This window comes from Nonomuraea sp. NPDC002799 (assembly GCF_053592075.1).
Genome location: NZ_JBSFVA010000026.1, coordinates 31,430 through 52,441, shown reverse-complemented (window position 1 = coordinate 52,441; position 21,012 = coordinate 31,430). Strand labels below are relative to the sequence as shown.

The 21,012-nt window shown below is 69.5% G+C and carries 22 protein-coding genes; 8 read left to right on the top strand and 14 right to left on the bottom strand.

Features of this window, described 5'->3' with window-relative positions; all coding sequences use genetic code 11:
* Positions 1–56: 56 nt before the first annotated feature.
* Positions 57–803, top strand: a complete 747-nt coding sequence (locus ACWD0F_RS35595; protein ID WP_449883797.1) for a hypothetical protein — start codon at positions 57–59, stop codon at positions 801–803.
* A complete protein-coding gene (locus tag ACWD0F_RS35590) occupies positions 800–2,158 on the top strand; it encodes an O-antigen ligase family protein (protein WP_449883794.1) in 1,359 nt (452 codons plus the stop codon). Before ACWD0F_RS35595 ends, ACWD0F_RS35590 begins: the two co-directional genes overlap by 4 nt.
* Here ACWD0F_RS35590 and ACWD0F_RS35585 read toward each other — a convergent pair.
* Together ACWD0F_RS35585 and ACWD0F_RS35580 are read right to left on the bottom strand one after the other, a co-directional pair.
* Positions 2,110–3,093: a hypothetical protein gene (locus tag ACWD0F_RS35585; protein ID WP_449883791.1), complete on the bottom strand. Its 984-nt coding sequence runs from the start codon at positions 3,091–3,093 to the stop codon at positions 2,110–2,112. The two genes, ACWD0F_RS35590 and ACWD0F_RS35585, sit on opposite strands and share 49 nt — an antisense overlap.
* 13 nt (positions 3,094–3,106) lie before the next feature.
* A complete protein-coding gene (locus ACWD0F_RS35580; protein WP_449883790.1) occupies positions 3,107–3,652 on the bottom strand; it encodes a dTDP-4-dehydrorhamnose 3,5-epimerase family protein in 546 nt (181 codons plus the stop codon).
* Between the two features lie 29 nt (positions 3,653–3,681).
* Between ACWD0F_RS35580 and ACWD0F_RS35575 the strand changes: the two genes are divergently transcribed.
* Positions 3,682–4,515 carry a glycosyltransferase gene (locus ACWD0F_RS35575; protein WP_449883788.1) on the top strand — a complete coding sequence of 278 codons (834 nt, stop codon included), beginning with the start codon at positions 3,682–3,684 and terminating at the stop codon, positions 4,513–4,515.
* Here ACWD0F_RS35575 and ACWD0F_RS35570 read toward each other — a convergent pair whose 3' ends face one another.
* The 11 genes from ACWD0F_RS35570 to ACWD0F_RS35520 all read right to left on the bottom strand — a co-directional run bounded on the left by ACWD0F_RS35570 (position 4,516) and on the right by ACWD0F_RS35520 (position 15,931).
* Positions 4,516–5,154: a class I SAM-dependent methyltransferase gene (locus ACWD0F_RS35570; protein WP_449883785.1), complete on the bottom strand. Its 639-nt coding sequence runs from the start codon at positions 5,152–5,154 to the stop codon at positions 4,516–4,518.
* Positions 5,151–6,329: a glycosyltransferase family 4 protein gene (locus tag ACWD0F_RS35565; RefSeq protein ID WP_449883782.1), complete on the bottom strand. Its 1,179-nt coding sequence runs from the start codon at positions 6,327–6,329 to the stop codon at positions 5,151–5,153. Before ACWD0F_RS35565 ends, ACWD0F_RS35570 begins: the two co-directional genes overlap by 4 nt.
* On the bottom strand, positions 6,310–7,617 hold the full coding sequence (locus tag ACWD0F_RS35560; RefSeq protein WP_449883780.1) for a nucleotide sugar dehydrogenase: 1,308 nt from the start codon (positions 7,615–7,617) through the stop codon (positions 6,310–6,312). Before ACWD0F_RS35560 ends, ACWD0F_RS35565 begins: the two co-directional genes overlap by 20 nt.
* 99 nt (positions 7,618–7,716) lie before the next feature.
* The gene (locus ACWD0F_RS35555) at positions 7,717–8,739 is read right to left on the bottom strand and encodes a GNAT family N-acetyltransferase (protein WP_449883777.1); all 1,023 of its coding nucleotides are present in this window, start codon (positions 8,737–8,739) and stop codon (positions 7,717–7,719) included.
* Positions 8,736–9,632 (bottom strand): glycosyltransferase family 2 protein, encoded by an 897-nt coding sequence (locus ACWD0F_RS35550; protein ID WP_449883774.1) that lies wholly within the window; start codon positions 9,630–9,632, stop codon positions 8,736–8,738. The genes ACWD0F_RS35555 and ACWD0F_RS35550 overlap by 4 nt, the downstream gene beginning before the upstream one ends.
* 6 nt (positions 9,633–9,638) lie before the next feature.
* On the bottom strand, positions 9,639–10,310 hold the full coding sequence (locus tag ACWD0F_RS35545) for a polysaccharide deacetylase family protein (RefSeq protein ID WP_449883771.1): 672 nt from the start codon (positions 10,308–10,310) through the stop codon (positions 9,639–9,641).
* A gap of 70 nt (positions 10,311–10,380) precedes the next feature.
* Positions 10,381–11,247 carry an NAD-dependent epimerase/dehydratase family protein gene (locus tag ACWD0F_RS35540; protein ID WP_449883768.1) on the bottom strand — a complete coding sequence of 289 codons (867 nt, stop codon included), beginning with the start codon at positions 11,245–11,247 and terminating at the stop codon, positions 10,381–10,383.
* Positions 11,248–11,324: 77 nt separating this feature from the next.
* Positions 11,325–12,371 (bottom strand): 2-oxoacid:ferredoxin oxidoreductase subunit beta, encoded by a 1,047-nt coding sequence (locus tag ACWD0F_RS35535; RefSeq protein WP_449883766.1) that lies wholly within the window; start codon positions 12,369–12,371, stop codon positions 11,325–11,327.
* Positions 12,364–14,208, bottom strand: coding sequence for a 2-oxoacid:acceptor oxidoreductase subunit alpha (locus ACWD0F_RS35530; protein ID WP_449883763.1), 1,845 nt, complete (start codon positions 14,206–14,208; stop codon positions 12,364–12,366). Before ACWD0F_RS35530 ends, ACWD0F_RS35535 begins: the two co-directional genes overlap by 8 nt.
* Before the next feature lie 121 nt (positions 14,209–14,329).
* The gene (locus ACWD0F_RS35525; RefSeq protein ID WP_449883760.1) at positions 14,330–14,422 is read right to left on the bottom strand and encodes a putative leader peptide; all 93 of its coding nucleotides are present in this window, start codon (positions 14,420–14,422) and stop codon (positions 14,330–14,332) included.
* Positions 14,423–14,455: 33 nt separating this feature from the next.
* Positions 14,456–15,931 (bottom strand): polysaccharide deacetylase family protein, encoded by a 1,476-nt coding sequence (locus tag ACWD0F_RS35520; RefSeq protein ID WP_449883758.1) that lies wholly within the window; start codon positions 15,929–15,931, stop codon positions 14,456–14,458.
* A 144-nt stretch (positions 15,932–16,075) separates the two neighbouring features.
* On the opposite strand from ACWD0F_RS35520, the gene ACWD0F_RS35515 reads away from it, so the two are divergent.
* The 5 genes from ACWD0F_RS35515 to ACWD0F_RS35495 all read left to right on the top strand — a co-directional run bounded on the left by ACWD0F_RS35515 (position 16,076) and on the right by ACWD0F_RS35495 (position 19,730).
* Positions 16,076–16,447 carry an NADH-quinone oxidoreductase subunit A gene (locus ACWD0F_RS35515; protein WP_449883755.1) on the top strand — a complete coding sequence of 124 codons (372 nt, stop codon included), beginning with the start codon at positions 16,076–16,078 and terminating at the stop codon, positions 16,445–16,447.
* A gap of 54 nt (positions 16,448–16,501) precedes the next feature.
* Positions 16,502–17,032 carry an NADH-quinone oxidoreductase subunit B gene (locus ACWD0F_RS35510; RefSeq protein WP_449883753.1) on the top strand — a complete coding sequence of 177 codons (531 nt, stop codon included), beginning with the start codon at positions 16,502–16,504 and terminating at the stop codon, positions 17,030–17,032.
* Positions 17,029–17,571, top strand: a complete 543-nt coding sequence (locus tag ACWD0F_RS35505) for an NADH-quinone oxidoreductase subunit C (RefSeq protein WP_449883750.1) — start codon at positions 17,029–17,031, stop codon at positions 17,569–17,571. The genes ACWD0F_RS35510 and ACWD0F_RS35505 overlap by 4 nt, the downstream gene beginning before the upstream one ends.
* 149 nt (positions 17,572–17,720) lie before the next feature.
* Positions 17,721–18,662, top strand: coding sequence for an NADH-quinone oxidoreductase subunit NuoH (nuoH, locus tag ACWD0F_RS35500; protein ID WP_449883747.1), 942 nt, complete (start codon positions 17,721–17,723; stop codon positions 18,660–18,662).
* A gap of 93 nt (positions 18,663–18,755) precedes the next feature.
* Positions 18,756–19,730, top strand: coding sequence for a hypothetical protein (locus tag ACWD0F_RS35495; RefSeq protein ID WP_449883745.1), 975 nt, complete (start codon positions 18,756–18,758; stop codon positions 19,728–19,730).
* Positions 19,731–19,754: 24 nt separating this feature from the next.
* Here the strand turns inward: ACWD0F_RS35495 and ACWD0F_RS35490 are convergent, their stop codons facing one another.
* Positions 19,755–20,945: a protein kinase domain-containing protein gene (locus tag ACWD0F_RS35490; protein WP_449883742.1), complete on the bottom strand. Its 1,191-nt coding sequence runs from the start codon at positions 20,943–20,945 to the stop codon at positions 19,755–19,757.
* Between the last annotated feature and the right edge of the window lie 67 nt (positions 20,946–21,012).

The following is a 21,012-nucleotide window of genomic DNA, read 5'->3' as shown; positions in this document are numbered from 1 at the left end:
CGATACCTGGGTGTCATGGCGGTGCCCGTGGTTCGCGGCCTGAGGGGGAAGGGCGCATGGACTTCTGGCTCACGGTAGTGGTTCTGTTCCGCCGCTGGTATGTCTCCGTTCCGGCGTTCCTGCTGGCCCTGGGGGTGGCCGCGGGCGTCTACTCGACCGTCCCCACCCTGTGGGCCTCCAACGCGGCCATGGTGCTCACCACGCCGCGCACCGGTGCCAGCCTGCCCGTCCATCCGGGCACGACCAACGCCCCGGTGAACCCGCTGCTCAACTTCGACCGCGGGCTCACCATGACCGCATCGATCCTGACGGCCCGGCTCACCACCGTGGACACGGCGGCCGAGCTGGGGATCGTGGCGGGCGGCGACGTCACGTACAAGGTGCACAACGGCAGCACGAACGCCGAGGCGCTGGCCTCGGGACCGTTCGTGTTCATCGAGGGCGAGGCCCGCACGCCGGAGGCGGCGCGGGAGATCGTCCGCAAGGTCGCGGCCAGGGCCAAGGTGGAGCTGTTCAAGAGCCAGCAGACCGTCGACGCGCCGCCGGGCACCTACATCACGCTCTCCCAGATCGTCGCGCCGACACCGCCGGAGCCCGAGCCGGGGCGCAAGCTGCGGGCCGCCGTGGTCGCGCTGGCGCTGGGCATCATGGCCAGCCTGTTCGCGACGTACGCCTACGACAGCTTCGCCGACCTGCGCAGGCGCCGCAGGGAGGCCGCGGCCGCCGAGGCCGGTCCGCCGGTCGAGGTGGACGCGCGGGTGCTGGTCGCCGCCGAGTCCCACCTGAACGGCAAGCCGGCGTGACGACCCCGCTCGCGCCGCCGGTGCTGCCCGGGATGCCGCGCCGGGCGGACGCGGCCACGGTGCTCTGCCTGTTCGTGGTGACGCTGATGCTGATCCCGGCCCGCATGATCATCCGCGGCCTGCCGCTGGCGTTGTCGGTGGCGAACGTGCTCGCCCTGCTCGCCGCGTTGTTGTGGTTGTGCGCGCAGCTCACCAGGACGCTGGGCGCCGCCAAGGGCCGCAGCCCGGTCAGGACCGCACTCTTCCTGTACGTGATCACCTGCGCCGCCGCCTACGGCTACGGCACCTACGGCTTCCTGCCGTCCGACGAGCTCAACATGGCCGATCACGCGATCGTGCTGGTGCTGGCCAACGCGGGCGTGGGGCTGGCCGTGTGCGACGGCATCCGGATCAGGGAGCGACTGGACTTCGTGCTGAAGACCATCGTCGTGGGCGGCGCGCTCATGTCGCTGGTGGGCGCCGGCCAGTTCCTGTTCAACTTCGACCTGACCCAGTACATGCAGGTCCCCGGCTTGCGGTTCGTCATCGAGGACGCGTTCATCTTCGATCGGAACGCGATGCGCAGGGTGGCCGCCACGTCGGGGCATCCGATCGAGTTCGGCGTGATCTGCGCCATGATCCTGCCGCTCGCCGCGCACTACAGCTTCCGCGCCCGTGAGCTGGCCAGGCCCGCCCTGCGCTGGTGGTTGTGCACGGGCATGATCGGCATGGGCCTGATGTTCTCGGTGTCGAGGTCGGCCATCCTGGCCCTGGCCGGGGTCGGCGTGGTGCTGCTGCTCGGCTGGCCGGCGCGGCGGCGGATCCAGGCGCTCGTGGTGCTGGGCGGCTTCCTCGCCGTGATGAAGGTGGTCTCGCCCGGACTGCTCGGCACGATCTTCGGCCTGTTCGACAACTTCTTCAACGACAGCAGCATCGACTACCGCACGCACGACTACGCCTTCGCCGGCCAGGAGATCTCCAAGCACCTGTGGCTCGGGCGCGGCACGGGCACCTGGTACGCCCCCAAGTACCAGGTCTTCGACAACCAGTACATCCAGGGCGCGATCGACACCGGCCTCCTCGGCGTGACCGCCTTCCTGGGCATGTTCGTCTGCGCGTTCGTGTGCGCGCTGCGGGCCCGCTATCTGAGCGCGGACCCGGACGTCAGGGAGCTCGGGCTGACGATCGCGGCCTGCCTGGTGGCCCCGGTGCTCGGCGCCGCCACGTTCGACCTGCTGTCGTACGCGATCGTCACGGGCCTGTCGTTCCTGCTGGTCGGGGCCACGGGGACGCTGCTGCGGATGGCGAACGACGAGCGGCGCCCCGCTCACTTGCCGTTGCAGGTGAGCGGCCGGACGATGGAGGTGACCCGGTAGTCGTCGTCGATGGTGACGATGTGGTTGTTCTCGAACTGGATGGTGTCGAGACAGTCGCCGGACATCGGGGCGAACTCCCACGTCTTGTCGACCACCAGGTTGTTCTTGACGATCAGGAAGCCGTGGATGTTGTGCAACTGGACCGTGTAGTTGCCGCCCATCACCAGGTTGTTGGTGACCGTGACGTCGCGGGTGCCGTCGGGCCGGTCGTTGAAGAAGATCGGCGCGTTGTAGTTCTTGACGTCGCGCATGTCCATCGTGGTGTGGTCGAGGGTGAAGTTGCGGCCCGCGTTGAAGGTCTGCACGCCGTCGGCGTAGTTCTTCATCCCGTCGGAGCAGAGCCTGGCGTAGGAGTCCTTGATGACGATGTCGTCGCCGGAGTCGCGGAACCCGTCGGCGTGGCCGTGCACCAGCACCCGCTCGACCGTGTAGTGGGCGTAGCCGATGGCGGGCGCGGTCACGCACTCGTCGGTCGTCCCCACGGTGCTGTCGGTGATGCTGAAGGAGTAGGGCTGGTCGTCGAACTTGGGCTGGATGGCGCCGTCGATCTGGCTGTTGACGATCTTGACGTTCTCCGCGCCGATGAGCAGGTCGCCGGTGACGCGCACGCCGTCGAGCACGGTGCCGGGCTTGTCGATCCGGGTCGCCGGGCCGTCGTTGGCGTCCATCGTGGTCAGCTGCGTGCCGGGCGGCACGCCGGTGCAGGCGGGCGTGGGATGGTCGGGGCAGCGGCGGCCGTCGGGGGCGACCACGGGCCGGGGCACCAGCGGGGGCGGCTGCGTCGCGGCCGGCCGGGAGGCCGGGGCCTCGGACGACGAGGGGCCGCCTGGCTGGGAGGCCGGGGCGGTCACGGTGACGGTCACGGTGGGCTGGGGCGCCGCGCCGATGCCGCAGGCCGACACCAACAACACCGCGCCGGCGAGTAGCCTTCGCATGGATCACACTCTCCTAGGCGAGACGCTCGACGAGCTGCGCCCACGTGCCGGCCGCGAGATCACGCGGGCTGACGGCCGTGACGGGCAGCGGCCAGTCGATCTTGAGCTCGGTGTCGTCGTAGCGCACCGACAGATCTTCCGACGGATCGTGCTCCCTGTCGATCCGGTAGCAGGTGTCCGCCTCGCCGGTCAGCGCCTGGAAGCCGTGCAGGAAGCCGGCGGGCACGTACAGGGTGACGAAGTCGTGGTCGTCGAGGCGTACCGAGAACTGCCGCCCGAACGTGGGGGAGCCGGGCCGCAGGTCCACCAGCACGTCGTGCACGGCCCCGCGCGCGCACCGCACCAGCTTGGCCTCACCGCGCCCGGATCTGCCGTGCATGCCGCGCACGGTGCCCTGACGCGAGCGCGACTGGCTGTCCTGCAGGAACGCCGCCGGGTCGAGCCCGTGCTCGGCCGCGACCCGGGTGTCGAACGTGCGGGTGAAAAGGCCGCGCTCGTCGCGGTGCGGCGACGGCACGAACAGCAACACGCCGTCGAGCGGGGTCCGCTCAACTCTCATCGATTCATCCTTTCGAAAGGGACCGGCCGGTGGATCCCATCGCGAGCGTCGTCATTCCGGCGCACAACGAGGAAGTCGTCATCGGGGCGGGACTGGCCGCCCTGCTGGAGGAGGCGGCGCCGGGCGAGCTCGACGTCGTGGTGGTGGCCAACGCCTGCGCCGACGAGACCGCGGCCCTGGCCCGCGCGGCGGGCGTGCGGGTGATCGAGACGCCGGTCGGCGGCAAGGCGCACGCACTGCGGCTCGGAGACGAAGCCTGCCGCACGTTCCCCCGCCTCTACCTGGACGCGGACGTCGTGCTGAGCACGGCCTCGGCGCGGGCGCTGGTGGCCGCCCTGGCGCGTCCGGGGGTGCTGGCCTGCGCCCCGGTGCCCGTGCTCGACCTGGCGCGGGCGGGATGGGTGGCCAGGCGGCTGCACCGGACGCACGACCGGCTGGTCGCGCCGGGGCGGGCGCTGGCGGGGGTGGGCGTCTACGCGCTCGGGAAAGAGGGGCATGCCAGGGCCTTTCCGCTGCCCGACGTGCTGTCCGACGACGGCTGGGTGCACGCGAGCTTCCTGGACGGCGAGCGGGTCCCGGTGCCGGCGGCCACCTCGCTCGTCCGGCCGGCCAGGACCGTCGCCGCCCACCTGCGCCGCCGCGTCCGGGTCCGCCTCGGCAACCGGCAACTGGCCCGCCTGGGCCGCCCGGTGACCGGGAGCCCGCTCCGGCTCGGCGCGCTGGGCACGCTGGTGCGCAGGCGCGAGGTGAGCCCGCTGGACGCCGCCTGCTATCTGGCCGTGCTCCTGCTCGACCGGGCGCTGACCGTGCTCCGCCGCTCCGGCGCCGTCCGGTGGGGCACCGACGCGAGCACCCGCGGGTGATCACTTCGGCAGCAGGTCGTAGGTCCTGATCGTCCCGAAGGGCGGGTTGAGCGGGTCCGGCTTCAGCTCGATCGTGCGCACGTGGCGGAAGCGTCCCGTGCTCGTCAGGTACGGCTCCTCCACCGGGTTGTAGTAGATCATCCGGATCCGCCGCGGCGCGCGGTCCACCGAGGCGATGAGCCGGTCGGCGACCTCGCCGAAGGTCTTGCCGCGGAACGGGTTGTTGAAGAACACCACGGTCACGTCGTCGGGTATGTCGTAGTCGAGCGCGTCGGACACGACCAGCTCGATGTCGCCGCAGCGCCGCCGCACCCGCATGTTCGCGACGTTCTCCCTGGCGATCTCCGTGAGCTCCTCCGACAGCTCGACCCCGATGACCCGGGCGAACGGGTAGCGGGACGCCTCCACGATCACCCGGCCCATGCCCGAGCCGAAGTCCATGAACACGTCCCGCTCGCTCACCTCGCTCATGGGCAGCGCCTTGCGCAGGCCCCGCCAGTTGAACGCGATGTAGGAGACGCGCTCCTCGCCGTCGAGGCCGAAGTCGGCCAGGTCGACGCGGTCGGCCGTGCGTACGCCGTACCTGCGCTCGTACAGGAGCTGGCCGACGCTGCGCCGCAGCCACGTGTATGCGCTCATGCGATCACTTTCGAATAGGCGGCGATGAGGGCCTTGCGTGACTCGTTCCAGGACAGCGGGCCCTGGACCCGCTCCTGGCCGATCTCGCCCATCCTGCGCCGTTCATCCGGATGGTCCAGCAGGTACGCGATCAGCTTCGCGAACTCCGCCTCGTCGTTGGCCGGCGCGTACAGGGCCGCCTCACCCGCCGACACCCGAGCCTCGCGCAGCTCGAAGGAGACGATCGGCTTGGCCATGGCCATGTACTCCATGATCTTGTTCATCGTGGAGACGTCGTTGAGCGGGTTGAGCGGGTCGGGCGACAGGCACACGTCGGCCGTCGACAGATAGCGCATCAGGTCCTCGTCGGGGATGCGCCCGGTGAACTCCACCCGGTCGGCCAGCCCCAGCTCCCCGGAGAGCGCCACCATCGCGTCGAACGTGTCGCCGCCCCCGACGAACACCGCGTGCCAGTCCTGCCGCTCCAGCCGGGCCAGCGCGCGTAAGGCGTAGTCCACGCCGTCCTGCGGCCCCATCACGCCCAGGTAGCACAGCAGGTACGGCTTGCCGCGCTTGATCGACGTGTCCGGCGGCACCTGGTGGAAACGCTCGACCGCGGGTGCGCTGCGGACCACGAACACCTCGTCCGGCCGCTTGCCGCCCCTGGTCAGCGCCACCTCCCGGTAGCTCTCGTTGGTCGCGATCACCACATGCGCGGCGTCGTACGTACGCCGCTCCAGCCCGCACACGACCCGGTAGAGCAGGTCCTTGCCCCGGCCGAACCGCGACAGGTACAGCTCGGGCACCAGGTCGTGCTGGTCGAAGACGAACCGGGTGCCCTTGCGGGCCAGCTTCCGCGCCACCAGGTAGAACAGGTCGGGCGGGTTGCACCCGTGCACCACGTCGACCGGTCCGACCTCCCTGGCCAGCCGGAAGGTGTGCCAGAGCGCGGAGCCGTACTCCTTGAGGTAGCCGAGCGGCCCGCCGGTGGCGGCCGTGAGCGGGTAGCGGTGGATCGCGATGCCGTCGATCACCGCCTCGGGCTCGGTGTCCTGCTTGGCGCCGCGCGGGCAGATGACGTGCACCTCCCAGCCCGCGTCGCGCAGCGTGACGCTCTCCTGCCACACCCGCCTGTCCATCGGCACGGAGAGGTTCTCGACGAGGATCAGCGCACGTTTACCAGGCAAGGCCCACATATCCAGGAGTCGCCCGGCGCGCGGCGGCGTCGGGGAGACGGACGAGGTCGATGATCGTTCGGGTGCCCGCGCGCGCGACGGCGTCGAGCACGGCCGGCTCGCGGGACCCGATCACGCACACGTCGGCGTGCGCGAGCACCTCGTCGATCGAGGTGGTCAGCAGGTCGCCGAGGTGGGGGAGCCGCTGCTCGATGTAGTCCCGGTTGGCGCCCATCAGCCGCGACAGGGTCACGTTCTCGTCGTAGATGCGCAGCTCGTAGCCCTTGCCGAGGAGCCGCTCCGCCAGCTCGACCAGCGGGCTCTCCCGCAGGTCGTCGGTGCCCGGCTTGAACGACAACCCGAACAGGCCGACCTTGCGGCTGTCGGCGGCCACGACCAGCTCGAACGCCCGCTGCAGGTGGGCCTCGTTGGAGGGCAGCACGTGCGAGAGCAGCGGCACGGACACGTCGGCCCGGCGGGCGGCGTAGACCAGGCCGCGCAGGTCCTTGGGCAGGCACGAGCCGCCGAAGGCGAAGCCGGGGCGCAGGTAGGCGGGGCTGATGTTGAGCTTGCGGTCGGCCAGGAAGACGTCCATGACCTGGTGGGAGTCGAGCCCCAGGGCCTGGCAGACCGAGCCCAGCTCATTGGCGAAGCTGATCTTGAGCCCATGAAACGCGTTGTCCGCATATTTCGTCATTTCGGCTACGGCTACCGGCACCCGGAACACCTCGCCGGGGATGCCCTCGTACAGCGTGGCCACCAGCGCGCCGGTGGCCGCGTCGCTCTCGCCGATCACCGTCTTGGGCGGATCGAAGAAGTCCCGCACGCTGGTGCCCTCGCGCAGGAACTCCGGGTTCACCGCCACTCCGAAGTCCCGCCCCGCCCGCAGCCCGGACGCCTGCTCCAGGATCGGGATCAGCAGGCTCTCGCAGGTCCCCGGCAACATGGTGCTCCGGAAGACCACGGTGTGCCCGCTCTCCAGCGTGGCGCCGATCTCCTCGGCGACCCGCTCCAGGTAGCGCGTCGACAAGCTGCCGTTCGGCGCCGACGGCGTGCCGACGCAGACCAGCGACACCTCCGTGGCGCGGACGGCCGCGGCGGCGTCCGTGGTGGCCCGGAGCGATCCCGCCCGCACCACCTGCTCGGTCAGCTCGCCGATGCGCTCCTCGACCACGGGGGCGCGCCCCGAGGCGATGAGATCCACCTTCGCCTGGCTGACGTCCACGCCCACGACCTCGTGCCCCATCGAGGCCAAGCAGGCGGCGGACACGCAACCGACGTAACCGAGTCCGAAGACACTGATTCTCACGGTCCGGGCCCTCCCCCGTCGCGTCAGGAGCAGGGCTCACGACATTTGTCATGCCTCACCCGGCTCACCCTTGTTTGTTCGGATCAGTTGCTTGGAGCGTTACACGTTCCTGATCTTGCGTGCGAGGTTCCGCAGGAGCTCCGACCGTCTGGCCGTGGCGGCGAGCGAGTCACGGGCGCGGCGCAGGGCCAGCCGCGCCGGGCTGCCCGTGACGAGCCCCTGGCAGACGACGCTCTCGCCGGTCTTGGCCCGGCGTTTGTACTCGTCGTCGCCGCGCCCCAGATCGATGCGGGTCAGGCCGAGCGCGGGTGCCGCGGACACCAGCTCGCGCAGCAACATCCAGCCGGGCGCCAGCCGGGCGTACTCCGGGTCGTAGACGGGGAACCACCAGTGCAGCACGCCGCCCGAGCGCATCCCGAAATGCGCCGCCAGCAGGTGCGGGCCCGCGCGCAGCGTCGACAACACGCCGCCGAACGCCGGGTCGCGGGTGTGCAGCAGCCTGGTGAGCAGCTCGATCCGGCCCGGCTCGGCGAAGTAGTCCCTGGCGCCCGTGGCGGCGTACTGGGCGCGCTTGAGGCGGACGACCTCCCGCAGGGCCTCGGGATCGACGGTGTCCGCCTCGAAGCGGACGGGCCCGTACGTCTTCTCGGCCTTGGCCGTCCGCCGCCTGGCCTGCCCCATGTTGTCCTTGCCCGACCGCGACGCGCGCCCCAGATAGCCGTCGAGCCCCCCGGTCACGTCCACGTACGGCGAGGCGCGGCGCGAGAGGATCCACGGCTCGAACCCCGCGTCCTCCAGCAGATGGTCGAACTCCAGCCCGCGCACCCCCCGCCCGAGCAGCTCCAGCGGCCTGAAGGCGGTGCCGGGCGCGAGCACGGGGCCCTGGAAGTCGGCTCCCGGCCACCCCACGGGCCGCAGCAGCCCCCCGTCCCGGTGACAGGACAGCAGCGAGACGATCTCCCCGCGCGGATCCCTGGCGACGGCCACCCGCACGGCCTCGAACTCGTGCACCGCCGCCGCGAAGCCCGGATGGAAATACGGGCTGTCCAGCGCCGGGTTGGCCGCCCGCAGCTTGTGCCAGGCGTCCAGCTCCTCCGTCGTGAGCTCGTCGAACGCCTTCACGGGAGCACCCGGGACGGGCGCAGCAGCGCGGCGAAGGACGCCTGGGAGATCTTCCGGCCGGCCAGCGCCCGCGCGCCCTCGCCGAGCAGCACCGCGACGTAGTAGGCGGCGCCCGGCAGACGGCCGCGGCGCCTGCGGAACAACCGCACCTTGTTGACGATGAGCAGCGCGGCCAGGAACGGGTTCGTGCCCGAGTCGCCGCCGATGTGCTCGATCACCGACGCCGGCTCGTACCAGGTCAGCCAGCCCTGGTCGGCGGCCCGCAGGCAGTATTCCGTCTCCTCGCTGTAGAGGAAGAACGACTCGTCCCACGGCCCGATCTCGCGCATCGCGGGCACCGACAACAACATCGCCGCCCCCGTCGCCCAGGCGACCGCGCCGGGCCGCTCGTACTCGCGCGGATCGGTCACCAGCTCGCCCGCCTTGCCCAGCCGCCCGGCCAGGTCCCCGCCGATGACCGCCTCGATCACGGCCCGGCCGATCGTCGGCCTGCGGCGCAACGACGGCTGCAGTGACCCGTCCGGATTGACCATGTACGGCACCGCGATGCCGCGTCCCGGCGCCCGCAACGCCTCGGCCAGCGGCGCGATCGAGCCGGGAAGCAGCCGGCAGTCCGGGTTCATCACGTAGACCGCGTCCAGGCCGTCCAGGTCCAGCGCGTCCACGCCGGCGTTGACGGCGGCCGCGTAGCCCGCGTTCCTGCCGAGCTGGACCGTGATCACCGGCAGGTCCCTGGCCTGCTTGGCGATGGTCAGGCAGTCGTCGGCCGAGGCGTTGTCGGCCACGACGACCGAGGCCAGCTCCACTCCGCGCGCGCCCGCCGCGAGGCTGCGCAGGCAGCCGGCCAGCACGTCGGCGCTGTTGTAGGTGACGATCACTACCGCTACGCGCATCCGGGGTCAGCCTCGCGCTCTCTTGTACAGCCGCGCGGCGGCCTTCCTGGCCCGGTGCGCCAGCGGCGGGCGGTCGTCGAGCACCCGGTGGATCCACCGCTCGTCCAGGTCGTGCCGCAGGCTGTTGCGGGCCTGAAGCCAGGAGCCGGGCGTCGCCCGGCCGCCGTCGCTGGTGTATGCGCAGGTCACGCCTGCCGTGCGGAGCCGCCCGAGCACGTGCCGGTCATAGGAGCCGAACGGGATGGCGACCCGGGTCACCGGATGCCCGCATAATCCGCCGATCACCTGATGGGCCTGCGACAACTCCTCGCTGACCTGTCCGGGCCCGAGCCGCCGCCAGTCGCGGTGCCCCCATCCGTGGGAGCCGACCCGCATGCCCGACCTGACGAGCTCGGCGACGCCGTCGGCCGTCACCCTGCCCGGCTGTCCGATGAGCCCGGCGAGCACGAAGAACTCGCCGCGCAGTCCGCGTTCGAGCAGCCGGGGCAGGGCGATCTCCACATCGGAGGCGTTGCCGTCATCAAAGGTGATCCGGACATCCTTACGGTCCACGACGGCGTCGAGCACCCGCTCGAACTGCTCGACAGTGACCCAGGTGCCGTCCTCACCAGGGTCGAGCGGCCGATCGGTGTCACCTATGCCATGAACGGTCAGGTTGATGATCGACCCCAGCGTCATAACCGTTCTCCCCAGTCCGGTTCAGCTCTTGTGTATCCGGCCTGCCCCTCGGACCGTTACAAGTGAGCCTTTAGCTGGATCTGTACCAGGCGTAGGTGCGGCGCAGCCCGTCCGCCAGCGTGGTGCGGGGACACCAGCCGATCAGCTCCAGGGCGGGCCCGGGATCGGCCGTCTGCGGCACGTCCAGCGGCCGGTCGGCGACGGCGCCGAAGGGCGGGGCGGCGTCCTCGCCGGCGATCTCGTACAGCAGCTCGACGGCCTTCCGGACCGAGATCCGCGTGCCGGTGCCCACGTCGAACGCCTGCCCGGCGGTCCGCTCGCTCAGCCCGGCCAGCACGAACGCCTCGACCACGTCGTCGACGTACACCCAGTCCACGAGCTTGGCGCCGCTGGTCAGCCGCGGCTTCTCGCCGCGCAGCAGGGCCAGCGTCACGTACGGCACCAGTTTCGCGACGTCCCGCTGCCCCGGCCCGTACACCATGGTCGGCCGCACGATCGTGAACGGCACGTTCCACAACCGGTGGTACAGCTCGGCGTACCCGGTCGCCGCGGTCTTGGCCATCGCGTACGGCGACGGCGGCGCGTTGTGCCCGTTGCCCGGCCGCGGCTCCTCGCTCGACCCCGCCAGCACCACCCGGCAGCCGGACGGGACGGCGGCGCTCAGCACGTTCACCGTGCTCGCCAGATTCCCCTCCATCGTCGGCCGCACCACGGACACGTCCCTGGCGCCGTTCACCTCGCCGGCCAGATGGAAGACCACCTCGGGACGGACGGCCGCGAACACCTCGTCCACGGCCGCGGCGTCCCGCAGATCGACGCCCGTGCTCCTGCTGGCGCCGTGCACCTCGGCGCCCAGCTCGGTCAGCCGCCGGACCAGGGCGGCGCCGATGAACCCCGAAGCCCCCGTCACCAGAGCCCGCCTGCCATGCCACTCCACGAGCGCCCCCTCAGAGAACGTGGCGGGCATACGAAAGGGGCCCGCTCGGACGAGCAGGCCCCATCAAATCGTGAATGTCAGCTGATGCGCCAGGTGTCGCCGCCCAGCAGCAGCTCACTCAGGTCGCCCGGCCCCTTCTGGGCCACGGCCTCTTCGAGCTGCCCGGCCATGAGCACGTCATAGGCCGGCCGCTCGACCTGCCGGAAGATCCCGATCGGCACGTGCTCGAACGCCGGCTCGTCCAGCCTGCTCAGCGCGAAGGCCAGGGACGGGTCGGGGTTGTGCGCGTCGTGCACGAGGATCTCCGACTCGGCCACGCTGTCACGGGACACCACCTGGATGCCGCCGCTGGGCGCCCGCACGACGGCCTTGGAGCTGCTCACGATCGGCTGCCCGTGCTCGAGCCGCACGGTGATGTCGTCGCGGATCTCAGGGTCCTTGAGCTGCTCGAAGGCGTTGTCGTTGAAGATGTTGCAGTTCTGGTAGATCTCCACCAGCGACGTGCCGCGGTGCGCGGTGGCGTCGCGCAGCACCGACTGCAGGTGCTTGCGGTCGGAGTCGATGGTCCTGGCCACGAACGACGCCTCGGCGCCGATGGCCAGCGAGATCGGGTTGAACGGCTTGTCCAGCGAGCCCATGGGCGTCGACTTGGTGATCTTGCCGACCTCGCTCGTGGGTGAGTACTGGCCCTTGGTCAGACCGTAGATCCGGTTGTTGAACAGCAGGATGTTCAGGTTGACGTTCCTGCGCAGCGCGTGGATCAGGTGGTTGCCGCCGATCGACAGCGCGTCACCGTCACCCGTGATCACCCAGACGCTCAGGTCGGGCCGCGAGGCGGCCAGCCCGGTCGCGATGGACGGCGCCCGCCCGTGGATGGAGTGGAAGCCGTAGGTGTTGAGGTAGTACGGGAAACGCGAGGAGCAGCCGATGCCGGAGACGAACACGATGTTCTCGCGCTTGAGCCCCAGCTCGGGCAGGAAGCTCTGCACCGCCGCCAGGATCGCGTAGTCACCGCAACCCGGGCACCAGCGCACCTCCTGGTCGGACTTGAAGTCCTTCATGCCCTGCTTCACGTCGGTCTTGGGAATGAGCGACAGGCCCTTCCCGTTGACGAGCTCAGTCACTGTCGATCACGTCCTGAATGACTCCTGCAAGCTCCTCGGCCTTGAACGGGAGCCCGCGCACACGGTTGTAGCTGATCACGTCGACGAGGAAGCGGGCCCGCAGCAGCAGGGCGAGCTGGCCGAGGTTGATCTCGGGCAGCAGCACCTTGTCGTAGCTCTTGAGGACCTCGCCGGTGTTGGCGGGCAGCGGGTTGAGGTGGCGCAGATGGGTCTGCGCGACCTTGCCGCCCTCGCGCCTGATGCGCCGCACGGCCGCGGCGATCGGCCCGTACGTCGAGCCCCATCCGATGACCAGCACGCGGGCGTCACCGTCGGCGTCGTCCACCTCCAGCGGCGGCACGTCGATGCCGGCGATCTTGGCGGCCCGGGTGCGGACCATCAGGTCGTGGTTGTCCGGGTCGTAGGAGATGTTGCCGGTGCCGTCGGCCTTCTCGATGCCGCCGATGCGGTGCTCGAGGCCGGCGGTGCCGGGGATGGCCCACGGCCGGGCCAGCGTCTCGGTGTCGCGCTTGTACGGCAGGTATTCGCCGTCGGCGCCGTTGGGCTCGGTGGTGAACTCCTGCGAGATGTCCGGCAGGTCGGACACCTCTGGCAGACGCCATGGCTCGGAGCCGTTGGCCAGGTAGCCGTCCGAGAGCAGCATGACCGGCGTGCGGTACTTGACCGCGATCCGGGCCGCCTCGATGGCCGCGTCGAAACAGTCGCTCGGCGACATCGGCGCCACGATGGGCACCGGGGACTCGCCGTTGCGGCCGAACATCGCCATCAACAGGTCGGTCTGCTCGGTCTTGGTCGGCATGCCGGTGCTCGGCCCGGCCCGCTGCACGTCCACGACGATCAGCGGCAACTCGGTGGTGACCGCCAGGCCGACGGTCTCGGCCTTCAGCGCCACACCCGGACCCGAGGTGGTGGTGACGCCCAGCGCACCGCCGAACGCGGCCCCCAGCGCCGCGCCGACGCCCGCGATCTCGTCCTCCGCCTGGAAGGTGCGGATGCCGAACCGCTTGTGCTTCGACAACTCGTGCAGGATGTCGCTGGCCGGGGTGATCGGGTAGGAGCCCAGGAAGAGCGGCAGCTTCGACTGCACACTGGCGGCGATCAATCCGTACGCGAGGGCCTGGTTGCCGGAGATGTTGCGATAGACGCCCGGTGTCAGGCGAGCCGGCTTGACCTCGTAGGAGACCGAGAAGGACTCGGTCGTCTCGCCGTAGTTCCAGCCTGCCTGGAAGGCCGCGATGTTGGCCTTGGCGATGTCGGGCTTCTTGGCGAACTTCTGCTCGAGGAACTTGACCGTGTGCTCGGTCGGCCGGTGGTAGAGCCAGGACAGCAGGCCGAGGGCGAACATGTTCTTGGACCGCTCGGCGTCCTTCTTGGACAGGTCGAAGCCTTCGAGCGCCTTGACGGTCAGCGAGGTCAGCGGCACGGCGTGCACGCGCCACTCGCTGAGCGCGTCGTCCTCCAGCGGGTTGGCGTCATAGCCGACCTTCTGCAGGTTGCGCTTGGTGAACTCGTCGATGTTCGCGATGATGTCCGCGCCCCTGGGCAGGTCGCCCAGATTGGCCTTGAGCGCGGCGGGGTTCATGGCCACGAGCACGTTCGGCGCGTCGCCGGGCGTGAGAATGTCGTGGTCGGCGAAGTGCAACTGGAAGCTCGACACGCCGGGCAGAGTGCCTGCGGGCGCGCGGATCTCAGCGGGGAAGTTGGGGAGCGTCGACAGGTCGTTGCCGAACTCCGCGGTGCCCGCGGTAAAACGATCGCCGGTGAGTTGCATGCCGTCGCCGGAGTCTCCGGCGAACCTGATGATCACGCGGTCGAGTTGCTGGACCTGCTTTGTCACAGCTCAGTCCTCCTCGACGCGCCACTGCGCGGTTGCCTTAGGCGCGTTCTCTGTTTCCATGCTAGATCCTCGAAAGGTCACGCGTTTGCCAGCCGCACAAAGCGGGTAAACGCCGTCGGAGTCAGGGTGAGCTCGGAGAACAACGACGACACAGCCCGGACGCGAGCCTGCAGAGGTCCACATGCAGGCGGGCGAACAGGACGGTTCGGGTCACGAGCGCCAACTATACGTCCCCCCAGCATGTGCGCTACGTCAGGGGCTGCTTACCCGGCAGCTCGTTCCCTGACCTGTACAGGCGTCCGGCCTGCATTGCCGCAGAGCCGTACAACTCAGGAACGGTGACGAAGCTGTATCCCTTCCCGTGCAACCTTTTGAGGATGTCCGGAACGGCGTCAACGGTCTCCCGATGGATGTCGTGCATAAGAATGATCGCACCGGGATGCACCTGTTCCGCCACCATGTCGGCGATGTCGCGCGCCTCGCCGCCGAGCTGATCTTGGGTGTCGACGTCCCAGGTGACGAGGGTCAGCCCCATCTTGCGGGCGGTGTCGCGCACGTCCTGGCTCACGGCCCCGTACGGCGGCCGCACCAGTTTCGGCGTCTGCCCGATGGCCCCGGAGATCACGTCCTCCGTCCGCCCGAGCGAGTCGGTGATCTTGCTGGTGCCCTGCTCCGACAGGTCCCGGTGTCCCCAGCTGTGGTTGCCGACGAGGTGGCCCTCCGCGCTCATCCTGCGCAACAACCCGGGCTGGGCGGCGGCGTTCGTGCCGACCGTGAAGAACGTGGCCCGCGCCCGATCCTTCAGCAGGAGGTCCAGCAACTCGCCCGTGTAGGGGCCGGGCCCGTCGTCGAACGTCAGCGCCACGCACTTGACGGCGACGCAGTCGACGCTCCCCGCCCGGTTGCTGACCGCGTCCGGGTTGGTGGTGGGCGCCATCCTGGGCGTCACGGGCAGGCCGCTCCCGGCCGCCGACCGCGCCCGGTCCTGGGCCCGCCGCCCCAGCTCCGACAGCAGCGGCGTCACCTGCCCGGCCGGCACCGCCGCCGCGACCCGGCCCAGCGAGCACGGCCCCACCTGGCAGTCGTCGAACTCGACCACCAGGTCTCCGGCCCGGTTGAAGGCCATCGAGTCGAACCGGTCGTCGTCGGGCCGCACCGCGTCCCGCTCCACCTCGGAGCCACGCGTGTCGAGCTGGCTCTTGACCAGCGCCGCGAGCCGCCGCAGCGCGCTCTGGCCGTCCAGCAGGCCGGTCGAGCCGGCGGCCTGGCCCGAATGCGGGTCGAACCAGTAGGTCCGGGTGGAGTTCTTCCAGCTCGCGCCGGTGGACTCGCCGGTGCGCAGCCGTACCGCGACCGCGTCGGGGGAGACGGCGGCGAGCTGCCAGTCGACGTTCAGCTCGGGACGCGGGGCCGGGTCGCCGGGCTCGGCGCGCTCGCGGAAGCCGTCGAACTGGCGCTGGGCGTGGGCGCGCAGCGCCTGGTTGAGCGCGGGGGCGTCGGCCAGCTCCGGGTAGGTGATGTGCACGTATCTGCTGGAGGCGGAGTCGCCTTCGGTCAGCGTCTCGGTGGACAGGCCGACGACGGTCGCCGGGTCGACGAAGTCGATCAGCGTCGGCTCTGCCGGGACCACGACGTCCTCCCCTGGAGAGGCGGCGGCCAGACCGCAACCCGTGGCCGAGAGGACCAGCAGAGCGATTCCGGGGGCGAATCGCATTTTGTGCATGTATGTCACCGTATGGGGCTGATCTTGTGATTTATACCCATTTGGGGGAAGCGGGGAGGAGCCTTTGACCGAGTCTTTGTTTTGCGGGTGCCCCAGGGGGCAGCGTCCGTGGTTCCGCCGGGCCGCCGGAGTTACGATCACGCCATGGACGGCTACTTCGGGTCTTACGTGCTCGTCGCCGCGCTGCTCGCCATCGGCGTCGCCATCGTGGCCGGCGCCCTCTTCGTCAACCGCCTGCTCCGCCCGTCCCGGCCGACGCCGGAGAAGCTGACCACGTACGAGTGCGGAGTCGACCCGGTGGGCGAGGGGTGGGCGCAGTCGCAGGTGCGTTACTACGTGTTCACCTACCTGTACGTGGTCTTCGCGGTGGACGCCGTCTTCCTCTTCCCGTGGGCCACCGTCTTCGACGCGCCCGGCTACGGGGTGACGACGCTGGTCGAGATGTTCGTCTTCCTGGGGTTCATCGCCCTGGGCATCCTGTACGCCTGGCGCAAGCGCGTACTCACCTGGACCTGAGCCCTTGGCGATGGATCCTTTGCCTGACCTGTGATCCGCGCAAGAATGGGCGGCATGGCAGCGACGGATCTTCCGATGCCCTCCGTGGGCCCGATCTCCAAGTTGGCGCCCAAGCCGATGCGCTTCGTGCTCAACTGGGGGCGGCGCTACTCCCTTTGGGTGTTCAACTTCGGGCTGGCCTGCTGCGCCATCGAGTTCATCGCGGCGTCGACGAGCAGGCACGACTTCATCAGGTTCGGCGTGATCCCGTTCGCGAACGGCCCGCGCCAGGCCGACCTGATGATCGTCTCGGGCACCGTGACCGACAAGATGGCCCCGGCCGTGAAGCGCCTCTACGAGCAGATGCCCGACCCGAAGTACGTCATCTCGTTCGGCGCCTGCTCCAACAGCGGCGGCCCCTACTGGGACTCCTACTGCGTCACCAACGGCGTGGACCAGATCATCCCCGTCGACGTCTACGTCCCCGGCTGCCCGCCCAGGCCGGAGGCGCTCCTGTACGGCATCATGCAACTGCAGGAGAAGATCGCAGCCGAAAACCTCGGCGAACGTTACGCAGCTCCCTCCTCCACACGGGAGGAGGCGTGAGCACCGCGATCACCGCGCGCTTCGGCGACCGGGCGCAGATCTCCGAGTCGTACGGCGACACGACGGTCGACGTCGAACCGGCCGACTGGATCGAGTTGCTGACCTTCGTCCGCGACGACCTCGGCTACGCCTTCTTCGACTGGCTGACCGGCGTGGACGACCCGCCGGACGCGTTCGAGATCGTCGCCCACGTCTTCAACCTGGCCGCCGGCCAACGCCTCCTGCTGCGCACCCGCATCCCCCGGGCCGATCCCCACCTGCCGACCGCCGTGGGCGTCTACCGGGGGGCGAACTGGCACGAGCGCGAGACGTACGAGATGTTCGGTGTGATCTTCGACGGCCACCCCAACCTGGTGCCGCTGCTGCTCCCCGACGGGTTCGAGGGGCACCCGCTCCGCAAGGAGTTCATCCTGGCGGCCCGGGTGGCGAAGCCGTGGCCCGGAGCCAAGGAGCCGGGGGAGTCGGGCCACGGCTCCCCAAGCCGCCGCAGAACCCTGCCTCCCGGCGTCCCCGCCGACTGGGGAACTCCCGATGCCTGACACCCCTGCATCCCGGCGTCCCGGCCGACTGGGAACCCCCGATGCCTGACACCTCCTGCCTCCACCCGCACCCACCCACCCCAGGCCGCATCCGAATCCCCATCTGAAGCCCTGAAGTAGCGTCAACCACCCGATCTGGGAGCCGCCCGATGCTTGAAGTGGTGCTGAGCTTCGTCGTCATCCTCATCGTGTTCCTGGCGCTCCCACTGATCATCGGGCAGACCGAACACAAGGTCATGGCCCACATGCAGTCACGTCTCGGCCCCATGTACGCGGGCGGCTTCCACGGCTGGGCCCAGCTCATCGCCGACGGGGTGAAGTTCGCGCAGAAGGAGGACGTCATCCCGGCCGCCGCCGACCGCCGGATCTTCATGATCGCCCCCGGCGTGGCCCTGATCCCCTACCTCGTCGTACTGATCGCCATCCCCATAGACCGCGACCTCGTGGCCGTCGATCTGGACCTCGGCCTCTTCTTCGTGCTGGCCGTCATGGGCATCGGCGTCCTGGGCTCGATCATGGCGGGCTGGGCCTCTGCCAACAAATACTCGGTGCTCGGCGGCATGCGCTCGGCCGCCCAGCTCATGTCGTACGAGCTGCCGCTGGTCCTGGCGGCCGCATCGATCGCGATGGCCGCGGGCACCCTCTCGATCCCCGGCATCGTCGAGGCGTGGCAGTGGTGGTGGCTGCCCTGGCAGGCGATCGGCGGCGTGGTCTTCTTCCTGGCCGGCCTGGCCGAGCTGCGCCGCCCTCCGTTCGACATGCCGATCGCCGAGTCCGAGATCATCATGGGCCCGATGACCGAGTACACCGGCATGCGCTTCGCCCTCTTCATGCTCGCCGAGTACGCCGGGATCGTGGTCCTGTCCTTCCTGACCACCGTCCTGTTCCTGGGCGGCTGGCACGGCCCGTTCCTGCCCGGCTGGCTCTGGACCCTGATCAAGGTCTTCCTGCTGGCGTTCGTGGTGATCTGGCTCCGGGTGACCTACCCTCGCCTGCGCGAAGATCAGCTCCAGAAGCTCGCCTGGGCCGTCCTCGTCCCCCTGGCCCTGCTCCAACTGGCCCTCACCGGCGTCATCAAGGTCCTCACCTAGAACATCGACTGTGCGAGGTGGACCTCAAGCAGGGGGCCGGAAACCTTCCACCGCACATATTCGTCATACCTGAGTACGGGGCCCACTGGGGGTATGACTGTGTTGCAACTCCGTCCTATCGCAGGCGCGACCAAGGGCAGTCAATGCCCCGGAACCGTTCTGACCGCAGACGGCCGAACTCTGACCGCCACCGACACCACCACCGGCGCATCGGTACGCATCACTCCGGCCACCCTTTACCGCTACGACTGCGACCAGCGGACCACCACGCCGACCGGCAAGAAAGAGCAGCCGCGCTCCGTTCAAGGAATGGCCGCGCTGGACGCCGACGGACTGGTCCTGCTCGACCTTCCGGGCGAGTGGCACGGACCGGACGTGGACGCCTTCGTCACCAAGTCCGGCATCCCGGTCCTGGACGCCCGCTTCCAACCCGCCGCTCGTGTACGCGGAACCCTGGCGAGCCGAGCCCCAGGCTGGCAGCGCATGCGCGGCATGCCCATCCCCGCCCTCCGTAAGTGGCGCAAAACCATAGCAATGTGCGCAGGTGTCGTCGGCCTCGGCTTCATGGCCTACCTGGCCACGCTGGGATTGTGGGGCGTCTGGCGCGGCCTGTCCGCGTTCGGCGCGATGCTCCTGGACCTGCTCCACGCCAAGTGGCTGGCGGTCATGTTCAGCCCGGCCCTGCTGGTCATGGGTCCTGTTCTCAAGAGGTTCCACCGCCGGCGAGTAGAACGCGGCACGATCCTCGGCCCGCACGGCGGCCTGAACTTACGCGGTGAGCCGGACGGCAGGATCAGCGTGACGCACAGCGGCGAAGTCCTGGCCGAATACCGCATCGGCGCGTCGCCCGGTCAAGCCTTCAGTCTGCTCCTCTACCACTACGAGAATCTGACCGGCCTCTTCATCCTGGACATAACCGGCCGAGCCCTTCACCACTTACCCGGCCACTGGTCTCCAGAGCACACCCACAACTTCGCAGAACGCCACATACTGTCACTAGCCACACATCGGATAACCCGCGAGGAATACCTCGACCTCACCAAAAGCGCAAGGGAAGCAACTCCCTGACGCGATCAACGACAACGCCCCAACTCAAGCAACGATGGCCAACAACACTTCAGATGCCGAAGGCCGATCCGCCGGCCGCTTGCTCAAACAAGACCCCACAACCCCACGTAACGCAGGCGGCAACGGCGATAGGTCCGGATGAAAGGTAAGCACCCGGTTGAACACCGCCGGCACCGTGTCCTCCCCGAACGCCGGCCGCCCGGTAGCCGCGAACATCATGGTCACAGCCCAGCTGAACACATCAGAAGCCGCCCCCACCGCCTCTCCCGTCAACTGCTCAGGCGACATGTAAGGCGGGGTCCCCACCATCTTCCCGGACGTCATGGTCACTTGATCAAGCGCCCGAGCGATCCCGAAGTCGATCACCCGGGGCCCATCGCGCCCGATCAACACGTTGCTCGGCTTGAAGTCACGATGCACGATCCCCGCCTTGTGGATGGCGGCCAGCGCCCCCACTGTGGACAACGCCAGCCGGGTCAGACCGTCCTCGTCGCGCGGCCCGTGCTTCTTGACGAGCTGCTCGAGTGAGGGCCCCTCCACGTACTCGCTGACGATGTAAGCAGGCTGGCCCGTGATGCTCACGTCGAGCACGCGCGCTGTGGAAAACGTCGCCACCCGCCGAGCCGCGTCCACCTCCCGCGCGAACCTCGCCCGCGCCGTCTCATCGACCAGATCATGCAGCACCTTCACCGCCACCCGCGTCCCGTTGGGCGCCATGGCGAGGTAGACCGTCCCCTGCCCGCCGCGCCCGAGCGGCTGAAGCACCCGATAGTGCCCGATCCAGTCCGGCTCGCCCGTCCGCCGCTGGTAGGTCGGCGCGGTGGTCCGCTGGTGCAGGTTCACCGGCTGGTGGTGCGGATGCATCCGCTGAGGCGAGGGCGCTCTGAGCCGTGCCCGGACCATGGGCCGCACCAGGAACACCGAGTGGACGACCCCGCCTACCCAGCTGAACAGCCATCCCAGCGAAATGAGCCCGGCCAGCGGCTGGGGAATGTCATCGAAGGTGTCGTACGCCATGACGGAGATCAGGAACGACCCGACGCAGACCAGGTAAGCGGACGCGGCGAAGACCTGCCAGACGCTCCGCAGCCAGTAGGCCGCGAACCCGATCGAGAACGGGGTCGCGAAACCGCAGGTGAACAGGGGCAGGCAGGCCCAGACAATGGAAGCCGCCCATGCCCCGCCGCTGGGACGGATCGCATGGCTGTGCTGCATGGCCGAGAGACTATCGCCCTGCCGTGGTTCATATCCGGCATGCACACAGCTTGTGGATAACCCCCCG